The organism is Nocardioides sp. YIM 152588 (assembly GCF_040191335.1).
Taxonomy (GTDB): Bacteria; Actinomycetota; Actinomycetes; order Propionibacteriales; family Nocardioidaceae; genus Nocardioides.
Genome location: NZ_JBEGDJ010000047.1, coordinates 1 through 14,826, shown reverse-complemented (window position 1 = coordinate 14,826; position 14,826 = coordinate 1). Strand labels below are relative to the sequence as shown.

Genomic DNA, 14,826 nt, shown 5'->3' with positions numbered 1-14,826 from the left:
GCCGCCAGCCTAGGGGACCGGTGCGACCGGCGGCGCCGCGTTTCGAGGCGTCGATGCGACACGCTACGGATCTCTAAGGAATCTCCTAGACACCTCGATACCGTCCGATCGTGGACCCGATCCGGAACCCCTACGCCCCGGGCGCCGGCCAGCGGCCGCCCGAGCTGGCGGGCCGCGACGAGCAGCTCGCCGCCTTCGACGTGGTGCTGGAGCGGGTCGCCCGCGGCCGGCCGGAGCGGAGCCTCGTGCTGACCGGGCTGCGCGGGGTCGGCAAGACGGTGCTCCTCAACGCGCTGCGCTCGGCGGCGGTCCGCAAGGGCTGGGGGACCGGCAAGCTCGAGGCGCGCCCCGACCAGTCGCTGCGCCGGCCGCTCTCCTCGGCGCTGCACCAGGCCGTCCGCGAGCTCGGCCACCCGGAGCCCGACGAGGCCGACCACGTGCTCGGCGTGATCCGGTCCTTCGTGCACCGCGAGGCGGGGTCGGACGCCAAGCTGAAGGACCGGTGGAGCCCGGGCATCGACGTCGCCGCCGTACGGGGCCGGGCCGACTCCGGCGACATCGAGATCGACCTGGTCGAGCTGCTCACCGACGTCGGCGGGCTCGCCGCGGACGTCGGCAAGGGCGTCGCGGTCTTCATCGACGAGATGCAGGACCTCGGCCCCGACGACATCTCCGCGCTCTGCGCCGCCTGCCACGAGCTGTCCCAGAACGGGCTGCCGGTGATCGTGGTCGGCGCCGGGCTGCCGCACCTGCCGGCCGTCCTCAGCGCCAGCAAGTCCTACTCCGAGCGGCTCTTCTCCTACCAGCGGATCGACCGGCTCTCCCGGGAGGCCGCCGACCGCGCGCTGAGCGCCCCCGCGGAGGACGAGGACGCCTGCTTCGCCGAGGACGCGCTCGCGGCGATGTACGAGGCGACCGGCGGCTACCCGTACTTCATCCAGGCCTACGGCAAGACCGTGTGGGACCTCGCCCCGCGCTCGCCGATCACCGGCGACGACGTCGCGGTCGCCGCCCCCGAGGCCGAGCGGGAGCTGGCGGTCGGCTTCTTCGGCTCGCGGTACGAGCGCGCGACGCCCGGCGAGCGGGACTACCTGCGGGCGATGGCCGACGCCGCCGGCGAGACCGCCGACGACCCGGTCGGCTCGGTCGCCACCTCCGACGTGGCGGTGGTGCTCGGCAAGAAGCCCCAGTCGCTCTCGCCGGCGCGCGACAACCTGCTCAAGAAGGGGCTCATCTACTCCGGCGAGCGGGGGCGGATCGCGTTCACGGTGCCGCACTTCGGGCGGTACCTGCGCAGTCAGGGCTGATCGCACGGGTGCGGCCGGTGCCCGGGCCCTGTGGCGGGTCGTGTGCCTGAGACCCCGGTATCCCGATGCCTGGGGCACACGACCCCGGTCGGGCACCGCGAGTCGGCAGAAAGTTCCTGCCGACTCGGCGCGTGGGCCGCTCAGGCCGGGTCGACGATCCGCGGCCCGGTCGCCAGCCACCAGCGGGCGGCGGACCGGACGTCCTCGGAGAGGCCGCCGTCCTCGGCGTACCGGGAGAGGGACGGGTCGCCCGCGAGGCCCGCGGCCATCATCGCGTTCTCGGCGGTCCGGGTGTCGGTCAGCAGGTGCCGCAGCTGGCGGGAGGCCGGCACCGTGCCGGCCAGCGCCGCCATCCGCAGGCCGAGGTCGACGCGGTCGGGGTCCTCGGAGGCGAGCAGCGGCAGGTGGTCGACGGCGTCCAGGGGCAGCATCAGGTTGCCGAACGTGTCGGCCAGCCGCTGCCGGGTCAGGGGGTCCGTGTCGGTCGCGGCGAGCCGGGCCAGCGCGGAGACCAGTGCCGGGGCGAAGGGCGAGGCGGCGATCAGGTAGCTGGACGTCACGGCATGGGTGGCACGGAAGTCGTAGAGGGCCTCGAAGATCAGCCGCGTCAGCAGGGTCTCCCCCGGCCGGCCGCCGGTGACCTCCGCGGCCAGCGCGGCGGCGGCGTTGTAGTGGCCGTTGAGCCGGTTGCGGGTCCAGCGCTGCGGGCGCGGCGGATCGGGCAGCGCCGCGCGCACCGACGGCGGCACCGCCGCGCGCAGTGCGGGCGGGGAGGCGGCGAGCGTGCTGCTGAGCACCGGTCCCCGGACCGGCTCGTCGGCGACCAGGGCGGCCGCCGAGGCGACCCGCGGCGCGACGGCGACCCACTGGTCGTCGGTGATGCCGCCGACCATCCGCAGGTTCTGCAGCCCGAGGCAGGCGGCCCGGGCGACCACGTAGCACTCGTCGTCGAGGAGGCTCGCGCACCAGGAGAGCACCTCGGGCGAGGGCCACTCGCAGACCGCGCTCATCAGGTCCGAGAGCCGTTGCGCGCCGGGTCGGGCGATGGCCGCGCGGGCCACGTCGAGCACGACGTCGCCGTAGCGGCCGCAGCGCAGCCGCGCCAGCGCGTCGTACCGCTGCTGGTAGCCGGTGCCGACGGACCGCGCCAGCTCGCCGACGAGGCGATCCACCAGGGGCTCCATCTGGCTCGCCGGCAGCCCGTAGCGGCTGTCGGCGTGGAACTCCGCGAACCGCATCCAGTCCGAGCCGGTCGGCGGCGCAGTGGCACCCCCGACCGCCTCGCACGCCCGGGTGAACGCGCCGAGGTCGTCGGGGGGCAGGACGGGCGCGACGTCGGCCGGCCGGTACTCGTAGGTGCGGCAGAGGACGTCGATCGGCGCCCGCAGCGCGCCGTAGGGCAGCCCCAGGCCGCGCTCGTAGCCGTGCACCAGCAGGCCGTTGCGCTCGCCGCTGACCTCCACCCGCGACAGCGCGGTGACCGAGGTCGAGGAGCCGTGCGCGGCCAGCTCGGACTGCAGTGCCCGCAGGCTCAGGCCCCGCTCGGTCCGCCACGCGCGCAGCAGCCAGCCGATGCGCGCGGCGAGGTCGATCCGGGACCCGTCGAGCGGGCTCCGGTCGTCGATCTCGAGCGGTGGTCGGGGCACGCGATCATGATGAGGGAGACCCCCGACGGTTGTCCCAGGAGGGGGGACAGTCGGGACAACACTGTCGATGCCTGTGACGGGTGTGATCCTTGTTGGCCGACCGACGCGGGGCGGTCTGGTCCAGTTGTGGGGACGGACCGGTGCAGACGCCCGCGGAAGGTCAGCGCTGACCGGCACTGGGACAGAGTGCCGGTCAGCAAGCGGGCGCTCAGGCCCGGGCCGTGCCGGCCACCGCGGTGGCCTCCCGGTCCGGGTCGTGCCGCACGGCCGCGCGCAGCCCCGCCCCGGCGAGGACCGCGACGGCCGCGCCCGCCTGGCCCGTGTGCTCCGCGCCGGTCTCGACCAGCAGCGTGCCGCCGGGACGCAGCCACGCGCCCACGGCGCCCGCCGCGCGCCGTACCGGGTCCAGGCCGTCGGGCCCGCCGTCGGTGGTGCCGGGCGGCTCGTGCACCCGCGACTCGGCGGGCATCAGCGCGCGGGCCGCGCTCGGCACGTACGGCAGGTTCGCGACCACCACGTCGACCGTTCCGCGCAGGTGTGGCGGCAGCGGCTCGAACAGGTCACCGCGCAGCACGGTCGTCTCGTTCGGCAGGGGGTCCAGGTTCCGCGCGGCGCACGCGACCGCGGCGGCGGACACGTCGACGGCGTAGATCCGCGCCGTGGGGAGCCGGTGCGCCACGGCGGCGGCCAGGGCGCCCGAGCCGCAGCCCAGGTCGACCAGCACGCCGCCGGGGTCGGGGAGGGCGGCGGCCGCGAGCTCGACCAGCCAGGTCGAGCGGCGGCGGGGGATGAAGACGCCGGGGTCGAGGGCGAGCCGGTGGCCGTCGAAGTCGACCCAGCCGACGACGTGCTCGAGGGGCTCGCCGGCGACGCGGCGGTCGAGGAGGGAGCCGAGCAGGGCCGGGTCACCGGCCGCGGCGGCACGCAGGTGGGCGGCCTCCTCCTCGGCGAAGACGCAGCCGGCCGCCCGGAGCGCCGACACCAGCGCATCCTCGTCGGGAGGTGCGGGGTCGGTCACCGCTCCAGGCTACGGCGGCCCGGTGGGTTCGAGCGGGGCGCGCTCACTCGTACGGCATCAGCAGCCAGCCGGCGATGTACAGCAGCAGCGCCGCGCCGCCGGTGAAGATGATCGCCGCGACCATCAGCAGCCGGACGATGGTGGCGTCGACGTCGAGGTACGCCGCGACGCCGCCGCACACGCCGCCGAGCATCTTGTCGGTCCGGCTGCGGGTGAGTCGCTTGCCACGGCCCGGCGGCGGGGCCTGGTAGGAGGGGCCGGGGTAGGCGCCCGGCTCGTGGGTGGTGGATTCGTTGGGCTGGGGTTCGGAGTACGGGTTGCTCATGTCCTCAAGCCTGCCTCGCGAACGGGCGCGACACATCGGGGGGCTGCCCTGAGTCGCCCCTGGTCCGCCCCTGACGGGCCGGGGCTGCCACAATCGGGCCATGCGGCCGCAGGTCGTCGCCCACCGGGGCGCCAGTCACGAGCTGGCCGAGCACACCCTCGGCGCGTACGTCGCAGCGCTCGACGCCGGCGCCGAGGGGCTGGAGTGCGACGTCCGGCTGACCGCCGACGGCCACCTGGTCTGCGTGCACGACCGGACCCTGCGCCGGACCGCCGCCAGCCGCGGTCTGGTCTCGACGATGGACCTCGCCGAGCTCTCGGAGCTCGACTTCGCCTCGTGGAAGAACCCCTGGTCGGACATGGACGACGAGGCGCCCGAGCGCGACCACTCGATGGACGGCGTCCTCACCCTGCGCCGGCTGCTGGAGACGGTCGCCGACTACGACCGCCCGATCGAGGTGGCGATCGAGACCAAGCACCCCACCCGGTACGGCGGCCTGGTCGAGCGCCGCCTCGTCGAGGTGCTGCGCGACTTCGGCTGGGACCGCGCCGGCGCCCCGGTCCGGGTGATGAGCTTCTCCTTCACCGCGCTGCAGCGCGTCGAGCGGCTGGCGCCGGAGATCAAGCTGGTCCAGCTCGTCGACAAGGCCAACTACTGGTCGATGCTGCGCCGCATGATCGGCCCCGACTGGCAGCTCGGCCCCGGCATCAACCTGCTGCGCGACCACCCGAAGGTGGTGGCCAGCATGCGTCGTACCGGACGCGAGCTGCACGTGTGGGTCGTCAACAAGGAGTCCGACCTCCAGCTCTGCCTGGACGCGGGCGCCACCGCGGTGATCACCGACCGCCCGGGCTACATGCTCGACCTGCTCGACAGGCGGGAGGGGCGCGCGAAGTAGGTTGGCGCCATGGCCAAGCGTTCCCGCACCAAGTCCTCCGCGTCCACCGCCGGGTCCGCCCCGGGTGAGGTCGGCCCGCGCCAGCCCTGCCCCTGCGGCTCGGGCAAGCGCTACAAGGCCTGCCACGGCGCGCCGGGCGGCGGCCAGGTCTTCGTGAAGCGCCCCTTCGAGGGGCTCGCCTCCGAGTGCGACCTGGTGGCGCTGCGCGAGCTGGTGCCGGCCGCCACGGTGCCGCTGACCCTGACCGAGGAGTACGGCGGCCGCACGGTCAAGCTCTGCACCCTGCTCCCCGCCGCGGCGCCGGCGATGGTCCGCGACAGCGGCGAGATCTGGCTCGGACTGCAGGTCCAGCACGGGTTCGGCGACCCGTCCCGCGACCTCGCCGCGGCGCTGATCAAGGCGCTCGACTCCGAGGCGGGCGTCATCGGCCTGACCGATCCCCCGGGCCCCGGCCCGCGCCTGCAGGACGTCGTCGTCGACGGTCCGCTCGAGGTCAGCGTGCGCGAGGGCTTCGAGTACTGGGTCGAGGACATGGAGGAGTCCAGCGAGCTGGCTGCGGCCCTGGAGCAGGCCGAGGGGGCCGCGGCGCCGACCGCCCGGCTCACCGAGGTGACCGCGGCGTACTGGACCCGGATGGGCGCCAAGGAGCACCTGCGCTGGGTGATGCCGGAGCCCGAGGACACCCTGCTCACCGCGCTCGCGCGGCTGCACGTCAGGGGCGACGACGTGATCGTCCCCGACGCGAGGCTGGTCGGCATGTTCCGCGCCCACGGCCTCCTGGCGCCGGTCTGGGACCTGCCGGTCGGCACCGGCCCCGAGCCCCTGGAGGAGGCCGCCGCCACCTTCAAGGAGAAGCTCGACGCCGCGCTGGCCGACGACTCCGACCTGACGCCGGAGGAGCGCTCCGCGCGCAGCGGCCTGGCGAACCGTCAGGTCACCATCCGCTGACGCCGGGCAACGTGGCCCGGGGCGCCCGTAGCCGCCCCGGGACACGCCCGGGTGGACGCGCGCCCTGTCCGCGCGCGCCCACCGACGGATCAGTGTCGGTCGCTGCCTGTCACTGACCGCTGGGGGACTGGGGTGCCTGGGGCTGGGGTGCCTGGGGCTGGGGTGCCCGGGACTGGGCGACCGCGACGAGGGCGTCGTGGAACGACGGCCACTCGGCGTCGAGCTCGCGGAGCGTCTCGTCGGTCAGGTGGATGGTCTCCAGGGGCGTCAGCGCGACCACGCTGGCGTTGCGCAGCTTGTTGCCCACGATCGCGGCCTCGCCGACGATGTCGCCGGGACCCAGCTGCGCGATCTCCACGCCCTCGCGGCGGACCGAGGCGGTGCCGTCGAGGATGATGTACGCCTTGTCCGCCGGGGTGTCCTCCCAGATCGGCGACCAGCCCTGCGGCAGCTTCACCCGCCGCCCGACGCCGCTGATCCGAGCGATCTCCTTCGGCGTGAAGTGCTCGAAGAACGTGGTCATGGGGTGCCTCCACTTCCGTTCCGCCCGCCGGGCGCGGACGCGCGTCGACGCTGACACCCGGTTCAACGGTCGTGCGGGGCCGGGGGTCACGCCCGGCCGGGCATGACCCCGACCACAGCGGGGGTCAGGCCAGGGAGTCGCGCAGGATCGGGCAGCTCATGCAGCGCGGACCGCCGCGGCCCGAGCCGAGCTCGGACCCGGCGATCCGGATCACCTCGATCCCGGCCTCCTCCAGGCGGGCGTTCGTGCCGTCGTTGCGCTCGTAGGCGACCGCCAGCCGCGGAGCCAGCGCGAGGGTGTTGTTGCCGTCGTCCCACTGCTCCCGCTCCGCCGTCACCGGGTCCAGGCCGGTGTCGAGGTGGTGCAGCGTGTCGATCCGCATCGCCTTCGCGGCCGCCACCAGGAACGGCTCCGGCTCGGTGACGCTCAGCCGCAGCGCGCCGTCGTCGGCGCGGTCGGTCTCCGTCAACGTGTACGCCGTCAGGGTGTCCGCCACGTTGGGGTACATCAGGATCTTGTCGGTGTCGACCATCGTCGCCACCGTGTCCAGGTGCATCGTGGCCCGCTCCTGGGCGATCGGGACCACGAGCACCGAGTGCGCCAGCCCGTCCTCGAAGAGGTGGCGGGCGAGCCGCTCGGCCCCCGCGGGGGTGGTCCGCTCGCCGACCCCGACGGCGACCACGCCGGGTGCCAGCAGCAGCACGTCGCCGCCCTCGACGTGCTCCAGGCCGTGGCCGTGGACGCGCTGGGCGTGGGCGAAGCGGGGGTGGAACCGGTAGATCAGGTCGGTCAGCTGCGTCTCGCGGCGCCGGGCGGGCATGGCCAGCGAGGTCACGGCGACGCGGTCGGCGAGCCACACCGACGAGTCGCGGGTGAACAGCAGGTTGGGCAGCGGGTCGATCACGAACCAGTCCGCCGGCATCATCGTGGTCACCAGCGAGCCCGGCAGCGAGGTGCGGATCTCGTCGTTGCGGATGCCCGCGGTGAGGTGGCCGGTCAGCTCCTCCGGGGTCGCGTCCTCGAGCAGGTCCTCCAGGTAGCGGCGCAGCGCGTCGCCCAGGTCGAGGCCGCCGCGCCCGGCCAGCGTCGTGTCGATCGCGACCCGGCGGGCGTCGGGGTCGTGGAGGGTCTGGGTGAGCAGCTCGGTCAGGTAGAGCACCTCGACGTCGCGGTCGCGCAGCGCCTGCGCGAAGGCGTCGTGCTCCTCCTGGGCGTGCGCCACCCACGGGATGCCGTCGAAGAGCAGCCGGTCGTTGTTGCGCGGGGTCAGCCGCTTGAGCTCGGCCCCGGGCCGGTGGAGCATCACCGTCCTGAGTCGCCCGACCTCGCTGTCCACGCCCACGTCGTACGCCATGGCTCGAGCCTATGCGGCTCGTCGACCCGGCGTGCGGGGAGGGCGGCTACGCGCGGAACGGGGCGGCAGGGTAGACGCCGAGCACCTTCACGTCGGTGGTGAAGAACGTGAGCTCCTCCAGCGCGCGGGCCAGCGGCGGGTCGTCGGGGTGGCCGTCGACCTCGGCGAGGAACTGGGTGGCCGCGAACTGCCCGCCGACCATGTAGCTCTCCAGCTTGGTCATGTTGATGCCGTTGGTCGCGAAGCCGCCGAGCGCCTTGTAGAGCGCGGCCGGGATGTTGCGGACGTTGAAGACGAAGGTCGTGACGACCGGGCCGTTGTTGGCCGGCGGGACCACGAAGTCGCGGGAGAGCACCACGAACCGGGTGGTGTTGTGCTCCTCGTCCTCGACGTCCTCGCGGAGGATCTCCAGGCCGTAGATCTCGGCCGCCAGCGGCGGGGCGATCGCTGCCTGGCTGGTGTCCTTCGCCTCGGCCACCTCGCGCGCGGCGCCCGCGGTGTCGCCCGAGATCTGCGGGGTCAGCCCGAGCTCGCGGATCACCTTGCGGCACTGGCCGAGCGCGTGCACGTGGCTGTGCACGGTCCGGATCGTCTCCGTCGTCGCCCCCGGTGTGGCCATCAGCATGAACTGGATGCGCAGGAAGTGCTCGCCGATGATGTGCAGCCCCGAGTCGGGCAGGAAGTGGTGGATGTCGGCGACCCGGCCGGCGATCGAGTTGTCGATCGGGATCATCGCCAGGTCCGCGTCGCCGCCGGTCACCGCGGCGAACGCCTCCTCGAACGACGCGCGCGGGAGCGGCTCGGCGTCCGGGTAGGCCTGCTTGCAGACGAGGTGGGAGTTGGCGCCGGGCTCTCCCTGGTAGGCGATGCGCTGCATGCGCCTCAGGTTAGTGGTCGCGGACGCGGCGCCGGGCGGGTCGGCCCGGCGTGGGACGGTCCGCGAACTACCCTCGCCGCCATGGAACTGCTGCTCTCCGGCGTCGCGGTCGTGCTGGCCGCCGCCGCCCTCGTCGTGGCCGTGGCGGGTCGCCGCCGCCGGCCCGCGGGCGCGGACCTGCCCCAGGACGTGCCCGGCCTGCGGGCCGAGGTCGCCGCGCTGAGGGAGGAGGCGGCCGGGGCGCTGCGCCACCTGGCCGTGGTCCGCTACGACGCCTTCGAGGAGATGGGCGGGCGGCTCTCCTGGTCGCTGGCGCTGCTCGACGACGGCGGCGACGGCGTCGTGCTCACCTCGATCCGCGGTCGCAACGAGGCCCGGACCTACGCCAAGTCGATCGCGGGCTGGCGCAGCGACCAGGAGCTCTCGCCCGAGGAGGGCGAGGCAGTCGCCCACGCCCGGATGGCCCGCCTGTGAGGTCTCGGGGGTGATCTGACGGCGCCGGTGGTGTGGGTCGTGTGCCTGACACACCCGCATGCCGGGTCGTCAGGCACACGAGCCGCGCCACGAGCCCGCCACGAGCCCGCCGCGAGCCCGCCGCGAGCCCGCCGCGAGCCCGAGCGGCCACTCGGCCACTCGGCGCCTCAACGCGGGACGCGCACCAGCAGCCGCCCGTGGATGCACTCCATCGTGAGCTCGCGCCCCGCGCCGACGCTGTCGCCGTCGAGCTGGCGCGGCACGTCGCCGGAGGCGCGGACCACCACCTTGCGGCCGGTCATCCGGGCCACCGACTCCCCGGCGCGGGACTCGCGGCGGGTGATCACGCGCAGCACCAGCGGGATCCACGACCAGAACCGCCGCGGGTAGAGCAGCACGACGTCCAGCTGGCCGTCGTCGATGGTGGCGTCGGGCAGCAGCACCATGCCGCCCTGGAGGCTGCCGACGTTGCCGATCACGCAGGTCCGCGCCCGGTGCTTGGTGAACGGGCCGTCGTCGACGGAGACCTCCAGCCTCATCGCGGGGAACATCAGGGCCTTGAGGCCGGAGAAGACGTAGGCCAGCCAGCCGACCTTCTTCTTGATGTCCTCGTTGACGCCCTCCATGATCGCGGCGTCGAAGCCCAGCCCGGCCATCACCATGAAGTGGGTCGGCTCCAGGTCGTCGCCGGAGACCTCGACCATGTCGATCGCGCGGTCCTGGCCGGTCAGCGCGATGTCGATCGCCGCCCGGATGAAGAGCGGGATGTCGAGGTTGCGGGCCAGCAGGTTGCCGGTGCCGGCGGGGATGATCCCGACCGGGATGCCGGTCCCGGCCAGCTCGGCGCAGACCTCGCGCACCGTGCCGTCGCCGCCGCACACGACCACCAGGTCGGCGCCGTCGATCGCGGCCTGCTCGGCCTGCCCGGTGCCGGGGTCCTCGACGGTGGTGAAGTACCAGACCGGGTCGTTCCACCCGGCGCCCCGCGCCATGGTGGTGACCATCGCCTGGAACTGCTCGACCGACTCGACCTTCACCGGGTTGAGCACGACGGCCAGCTGGCGGCCGGCCGCGAACGGCTCGGCGAGCGGCTCGGCCTTGAGGGCGTGGCTGCGCGGCAGCGGGCTGTAGAGCGCCAGGCCCAGCAGCACGCTGGCCGCGCCAAGCAGCAGCCCGCCGATCACGTCGGTCGGGTAGTGGCGGCCCAGCAGCACCCGGTCCGCGGCGACCGCGAGCACGACCAGCACCACGGCCAGGTCGAGCAGGCGGCGGATCGCCGCACGGCGTACCAGCATCGTGATCAGCACCAGCAGCAGTCCGCCGAGCGCGGCGGCGGAGGAGGCGTGCGCGGAGGGGAACGCCGGGCTGCTCAGGTAGAAGTCCGGGTCCTGCCAGTCCGGCCGGCCGCGGTCGACGCCGATCTTGATCAGCCGGGTCGCCAGCCCGCAGCCCGCCATCACCGCGACGATGAGGATGGCCGCCCGCCGGTGCCCGCGGAACCACATCGCGCCGGCGAGGACGACCGTGTACGCCGCCATGGCCACGCCCGTGAAGGCGAGCTCGACGGCGCGGAGCACGTGCGGCAGCACCGGGCCGTCGATCGCCCAGGCGCTCGCGGGCTGTCCGCGGTCGTCCAGGTCGGCCAGCCAGGCCCACTCGGAGGTGACGCCGACCGCCAGGACCGTGAACGCCGCGAGGCAGACGACGGCCCAGATCAAGGGAGTCCGGCGGGGTCGGTCGAGCACGCGGCGAGAATAGGCCACGCGAGGGTCCCGCCGGGCCTCTCGGCGAAGCAGACCGCTAGCGTCGGTGGCATGAGCCACACCGCGTCCGCCCCGGTCCCGCTCCGCCGCCTGGGCCGCTCCGGTCTCGTCGTCTCGGCCGTCGGCCTCGGCTGCAACGTGCTCGGGCGTCCCGGTGCGGCCACCGAGACGCAGCGCGGCTCGGACCGCGTCGTCGGCGCCGCCCTGGACGCGGGCATCACGCTCTTCGACGTCGCCGACATCTACGGCTCCACCCCGGGCCTGGCCGAGGAGCGCCTCGGCAAGGCGCTCGGGCGCCGCCGGGACGAGGCGGTCGTGGCGACCAAGTTCGGCATGGACATGGGCGGCGCGAACGGCACCGACTTCGGCGCCCGCGGCTCCCGCCACTACATCCGCACCTCGGTGGAGGCGTCGCTGCGGCGGCTCGGCACCGACCGGATCGACCTGTACCAGTTCCACACGCCCGACCCGCTGACCCCGATCGAGGAGACGCTGGCCGCCCTCGACGAGCTCGTCGCCGAGGGGAAGGTCCTCTACCTCGGCCACTCCAACCGGTCCGGCTGGCAGATCGCGCAGGCCGAGTACGTCGCGCGCGAGCTCGGCACCGAGCGGTTCGTCTCCAGCCAGAACCACTACAACCTGCTGGACCGCCGGGCCGAGCTCGAGGTGCTGCCCGCCAGCCGCGAGCTGGGCCTGGGCGTGCTGCCGTACTTCCCGCTCGCCAACGGCCTGCTCACCGGCAAGTACGCCGGCGGCACCGCGCCCGAGGGATCGCGGCTGTCGCTGACCCGGCAGCACCTCGTGGAGCAGGCGACGTCGCCGCAGCTGCGGGCCTACGGCGAGTTCGCCGCCGCCCGCGGGGTCGGCGAGGTCTCGGTGGCGATCGGCTGGCTGCTCGCGCAGGAGCCGGTCGCCAGTGTGATCGCCGGCGCGACCCGCCCCGAGCAGGTGGCGGCCAACGCGGCCGCGTCCTCCTGGGTTCCCACCCAGGAGGACCTGGCCGAGCTGGAGGCGATCTTCCCGTCCCCGGAGAAGATCGCCCTCTTCTGACCCGGCGAGGTCGAGTCGGGCATTCCCCACCCCCCAGTTGGGAATTGACCACCCTCGGTCCGAGGCGCCGACCGTTGCCGGTCGCGGTGCTCGGTGTCGTCGAGTCGTGGTCCCCCGAGGAACCGTTCAGCACGGTACGGCGCTTTACTCTTCGGCGACAGGGGGTCGGGGAGAGACAGGACCGGGTCCCAACCCCGCTCGGCACGGCCACCGTGCCGCCCGCGACGGGCGCGGAAACCCCGACGCGGCGGGGAGGCGGTGGCGCCGGATAGCCTCGTCCCATGATCGACCCGCGCATCCTCCGTGACGAGCCCGACCGCGTCCGCGCCGCCCAGGCCAAGCGGGGTCTCTCCGACGACGTGGTGGACCGGGCGCTGGCGGCCGACGCCGCCCGCCGTGAGGCGATCTCCACCTTCGAGGCCAAGCGCGCCGAGCAGAAGCAGCTCGGCTCGCTGATCCCCAGGGCGAGCGGTGAGGAGAAGCAGGAGCTGCTCGCCCGCACCAAGACCCTGGCCGCCGACGTGAAGGCCGCCGAGGCCGCCCGCGGCGCCGCCGAGGCCGAGTGGTCCGACGCGCTCGGCGGCATCCCCAACCTGGCCGCGGACGAGACCCCGGCCGGCGGCGAGGACGACTTCGTCGTGATCGAGCACGTCGGCACCCCGCGCGAGTTCGACTTCGAGCCGCGCGACCACATCGAGCTCGGCAAGATCCTCGGCGCGATCGACCTCGAGCGCGGCGCCAAGGTCTCCGGCTCGCGCTTCTACTTCCTCACCGGCGTCGGCGCGCAGCTGGAGCTGGCGCTGGTGAACATGGCGATGGACCAGGCCCGCCAGGCCGGGTTCACCCAGGTGATCGCGCCGTCGCTGGTCAAGCCGCGCGCGATGGACGGCACCGGCTTCCTCGGCCAGGCCGCCGACGACGTCTACCGGATCGAGGGCGAGGACCTCTACCTGGTCGGCACCTCGGAGGTGCCGATGGCGGCGTACCACTCCGACGAGATCCTCGACGCGGCCACCCTGCCCAAGCGGTACGCCTCGTTCAGCCCGTGCTTCCGCAAGGAGGCCGGCTCGCACGGCAAGGACACCAAGGGCATCATCCGGGTGCACTGGTTCGACAAGGTGGAGATGTTCGTCTACACCACGCCGGAGGAGTCCTACGCCGAGCACGAGCGGCTGCTGGCCTGGGAGAAGGAGTTCCTGGACAAGCTCGAGCTGGCCTACCGCGTGGTCGACATCGCGGCTGGCGACCTCGGCCTGAGCGCCATCCGGAAGTTCGACTGCGAGGCGTGGATCCCCACGCAGGGCAAGTACCGCGAGCTCACCTCGACGTCGAACTGCACCGAGTTCCAGGCTCGCCGCCTCGACATCCGCACCCGCGGCGAGGAGGGCCCGACCACCCCGGTGGCCACCCTCAACGGCACCCTGACCGCGATCACCCGCACCATCGTGGCGATCCTGGAGACCCACCAGCAGGCCGACGGCTCGGTGCGGGTGCCCGCGGCGCTGCGCCCCTACCTCGGTGGGCTCGAGGTCCTCGAGCCGGTCGGGGCGAGCCATGGCTGAGGTCGCCGCCCAGGCCAAGCCGCCGGTCCCCGACGGCTGGCGGCCCCAGATCGTCGCCCTCGACATCGACGGCACGCTGCTGCGCTGGATCGAAGGGCTGGGCGCCAGCCACGAGGAGGTCACCCCGGCCGTCCACGACGCGGTCCAGCGGGTGCTCGACGCCGGCTGCCACGTCGTACTGGCCTCGGGGCGCGCGCCGCACAACATGACCGAGGTCGCGGACATGCTCAACCTCCACGGTCACGGCGAGCAGCTGTGGGTCGTCGCCTCGAACGGAGCCGTGGTCTTCCGCTACCCGCCGATGGAGGTCGTCCACGAGGTCACCTTCGACGCCGCGCCGGCCGTCCGGGCGGTGCTGGAGCGGCACCCCGAGGCGCTGGTCGCGGTCGAGGAGCGGGGGGTCGGCTACCGCGTCTCCGCGCCGTTCCCGGACGGTGAGCTGGGCGGCAACACCACCGTCGCCGACGTCAACGACATGGTCGCCGCCCCGGTCAGTCGTGTGATCATCCGTGACCCGAAGGCCACCGTCGACGAGTTCGTGGCGCTCGCCGAGGGCCTCGGCCTGCACGGCACCGACTACGCGATCGGCTGGACGGCCTGGCTCGACCTGGCCCCGGTCGGCGTCTCCAAGGCCTCCGGGCTGGAGTACGTCGCCGCCGAGCTCGGCGTCCCCGCCGCCGACGTGCTGGCGATCGGCGACGGCCGCAACGACCTGGAGATGCTGCGCTGGGCCGGCCGCGGTGTGGCGATGGGCCAGGCGGTCGACGAGGTGAAGGAGACCGCGGACGCGGTCACCGACCCGGTCAACGACGACGGCGCCGCGGTGGAGATCTCCCGGTGGTTCCCGCCGTCCGGTGGGTCCGGCGGCGGCTCGTCTGCTGGGATGGGCGCGTGAGCACAGGTCCCCGACAGCGCCCCGCGCGGGGCTCCCGGCGGCGCCGCTGGGCGGCGGCGGCCGCGGAGGGACCGAACAGGATCTCCTCGGTGCTGCCGATCTGCTCGAACTGCACCCGCGCGCCGCGCGGGAGGTCGGCGTGGTGGGCTGGCCGCCGGCAACGCCGTCGTCTTCAAGCCCAGAGGT

General features: G+C 74.0%; 14 protein-coding genes. 7 read left to right on the top strand and 7 right to left on the bottom strand.

From position 1 onward, the window contains the following. Positions 1-110 precede the first annotated feature (110 nt). Positions 111-1,307 (top strand): ATP-binding protein, encoded by a 1,197-nt coding sequence (locus tag ABLM29_RS17735; RefSeq protein ID WP_349715748.1) that lies wholly within the window; start codon positions 111-113, stop codon positions 1,305-1,307. A gap of 140 nt (positions 1,308-1,447) precedes the next feature. Here ABLM29_RS17735 and ABLM29_RS17730 read toward each other — a convergent pair whose 3' ends face one another. The 3 genes from ABLM29_RS17730 to ABLM29_RS17720 form a co-directional block, all read right to left on the bottom strand. Beyond that, a complete protein-coding gene (locus ABLM29_RS17730; RefSeq protein ID WP_349715746.1) occupies positions 1,448-2,953 on the bottom strand; it encodes a hypothetical protein in 1,506 nt (501 codons plus the stop codon). A 208-nt stretch (positions 2,954-3,161) separates the two neighbouring features. Beyond that, on the bottom strand, positions 3,162-3,971 hold the full coding sequence (locus tag ABLM29_RS17725) for a putative protein N(5)-glutamine methyltransferase (RefSeq protein WP_349715745.1): 810 nt from the start codon (positions 3,969-3,971) through the stop codon (positions 3,162-3,164). A 43-nt stretch (positions 3,972-4,014) separates the two neighbouring features. Further along, a complete protein-coding gene (locus ABLM29_RS17720) occupies positions 4,015-4,296 on the bottom strand; it encodes a PspC domain-containing protein (RefSeq protein WP_349715743.1) in 282 nt (93 codons plus the stop codon). Positions 4,297-4,396: 100 nt separating this feature from the next. On the opposite strand from ABLM29_RS17720, the gene ABLM29_RS17715 reads away from it, so the two are divergent. Both ABLM29_RS17715 and ABLM29_RS17710 read left to right on the top strand, forming a co-directional pair. Next, a complete protein-coding gene (locus ABLM29_RS17715) occupies positions 4,397-5,194 on the top strand; it encodes a glycerophosphodiester phosphodiesterase (RefSeq protein WP_349715741.1) in 798 nt (265 codons plus the stop codon). A gap of 9 nt (positions 5,195-5,203) precedes the next feature. Beyond that, positions 5,204-6,142, top strand: a complete 939-nt coding sequence (locus ABLM29_RS17710; protein WP_349715739.1) for a DUF5926 family protein — start codon at positions 5,204-5,206, stop codon at positions 6,140-6,142. 109 nt (positions 6,143-6,251) lie between these two features. Here ABLM29_RS17710 and ABLM29_RS17705 read toward each other — a convergent pair whose 3' ends face one another. The 3 genes from ABLM29_RS17705 to ABLM29_RS17695 all read right to left on the bottom strand — a co-directional run bounded on the left by ABLM29_RS17705 (position 6,252) and on the right by ABLM29_RS17695 (position 8,896). Further along, entirely contained in the window at positions 6,252-6,665 is a 414-nt protein-coding gene (locus ABLM29_RS17705; protein ID WP_349715737.1) for a Crp/Fnr family transcriptional regulator, read from the bottom strand. A 124-nt stretch (positions 6,666-6,789) separates the two neighbouring features. Then, complete coding sequence (locus ABLM29_RS17700) at positions 6,790-8,019, bottom strand: arginine deiminase (RefSeq protein ID WP_349715735.1); 1,230 nt, start codon at positions 8,017-8,019, stop codon at positions 6,790-6,792. A gap of 46 nt (positions 8,020-8,065) precedes the next feature. Next, complete coding sequence (locus ABLM29_RS17695; RefSeq protein ID WP_349715733.1) at positions 8,066-8,896, bottom strand: prephenate dehydratase; 831 nt, start codon at positions 8,894-8,896, stop codon at positions 8,066-8,068. A gap of 81 nt (positions 8,897-8,977) precedes the next feature. Between ABLM29_RS17695 and ABLM29_RS17690 the strand changes: the two genes are divergently transcribed. After that, positions 8,978-9,370, top strand: coding sequence for a DUF4446 family protein (locus tag ABLM29_RS17690; protein WP_349715732.1), 393 nt, complete (start codon positions 8,978-8,980; stop codon positions 9,368-9,370). A gap of 167 nt (positions 9,371-9,537) precedes the next feature. On the opposite strand, the gene ABLM29_RS17685 is transcribed toward ABLM29_RS17690, so the two are convergent. Continuing rightward, the gene (locus ABLM29_RS17685) at positions 9,538-11,115 is read right to left on the bottom strand and encodes a bifunctional phosphatase PAP2/diacylglycerol kinase family protein (RefSeq protein WP_349715730.1); all 1,578 of its coding nucleotides are present in this window, start codon (positions 11,113-11,115) and stop codon (positions 9,538-9,540) included. 69 nt (positions 11,116-11,184) lie between these two features. Here ABLM29_RS17685 and ABLM29_RS17680 point away from each other — a divergent pair, with 69 nt between their 5' ends. The 3 genes from ABLM29_RS17680 (at position 11,185) to ABLM29_RS17670 (ending at position 14,640) form a co-directional block, all read left to right on the top strand. Then, positions 11,185-12,183, top strand: a complete 999-nt coding sequence (locus tag ABLM29_RS17680; protein WP_349715728.1) for an aldo/keto reductase — start codon at positions 11,185-11,187, stop codon at positions 12,181-12,183. A gap of 281 nt (positions 12,184-12,464) precedes the next feature. Continuing rightward, a complete protein-coding gene (serS, locus tag ABLM29_RS17675; protein WP_349715726.1) occupies positions 12,465-13,745 on the top strand; it encodes a serine--tRNA ligase in 1,281 nt (426 codons plus the stop codon). Then, positions 13,738-14,640 carry an HAD family hydrolase gene (locus tag ABLM29_RS17670; protein ID WP_349715724.1) on the top strand — a complete coding sequence of 301 codons (903 nt, stop codon included), beginning with the start codon at positions 13,738-13,740 and terminating at the stop codon, positions 14,638-14,640. The genes serS and ABLM29_RS17670 overlap by 8 nt, the downstream gene beginning before the upstream one ends. The last annotated feature ends 186 nt before the right edge of the window (positions 14,641-14,826 follow it).

Coding starts and splice junctions, on each gene's coding strand:
- ABLM29_RS17720 (WP_349715743.1), bottom strand. CDS start 4,296: ATGAGCAACCCGTACTCCGAACCCCAGCCCAACGAATCCACCACCCAC.
- ABLM29_RS17715 (WP_349715741.1), top strand. CDS start 4,397: ATGCGGCCGCAGGTCGTCGCCCACCGGGGCGCCAGTCACGAGCTGGCC.
- ABLM29_RS17710 (WP_349715739.1), top strand. CDS start 5,204: ATGGCCAAGCGTTCCCGCACCAAGTCCTCCGCGTCCACCGCCGGGTCC.
- ABLM29_RS17705 (WP_349715737.1), bottom strand. CDS start 6,665: ATGACCACGTTCTTCGAGCACTTCACGCCGAAGGAGATCGCTCGGATC.
- ABLM29_RS17700 (WP_349715735.1), bottom strand. CDS start 8,019: ATGGCGTACGACGTGGGCGTGGACAGCGAGGTCGGGCGACTCAGGACG.
- ABLM29_RS17695 (WP_349715733.1), bottom strand. CDS start 8,896: ATGCAGCGCATCGCCTACCAGGGAGAGCCCGGCGCCAACTCCCACCTC.
- ABLM29_RS17690 (WP_349715732.1), top strand. CDS start 8,978: ATGGAACTGCTGCTCTCCGGCGTCGCGGTCGTGCTGGCCGCCGCCGCC.
- ABLM29_RS17680 (WP_349715728.1), top strand. CDS start 11,185: ATGAGCCACACCGCGTCCGCCCCGGTCCCGCTCCGCCGCCTGGGCCGC.
- serS (WP_349715726.1), top strand. CDS start 12,465: ATGATCGACCCGCGCATCCTCCGTGACGAGCCCGACCGCGTCCGCGCC.
- ABLM29_RS17670 (WP_349715724.1), top strand. CDS start 13,738: ATGGCTGAGGTCGCCGCCCAGGCCAAGCCGCCGGTCCCCGACGGCTGG.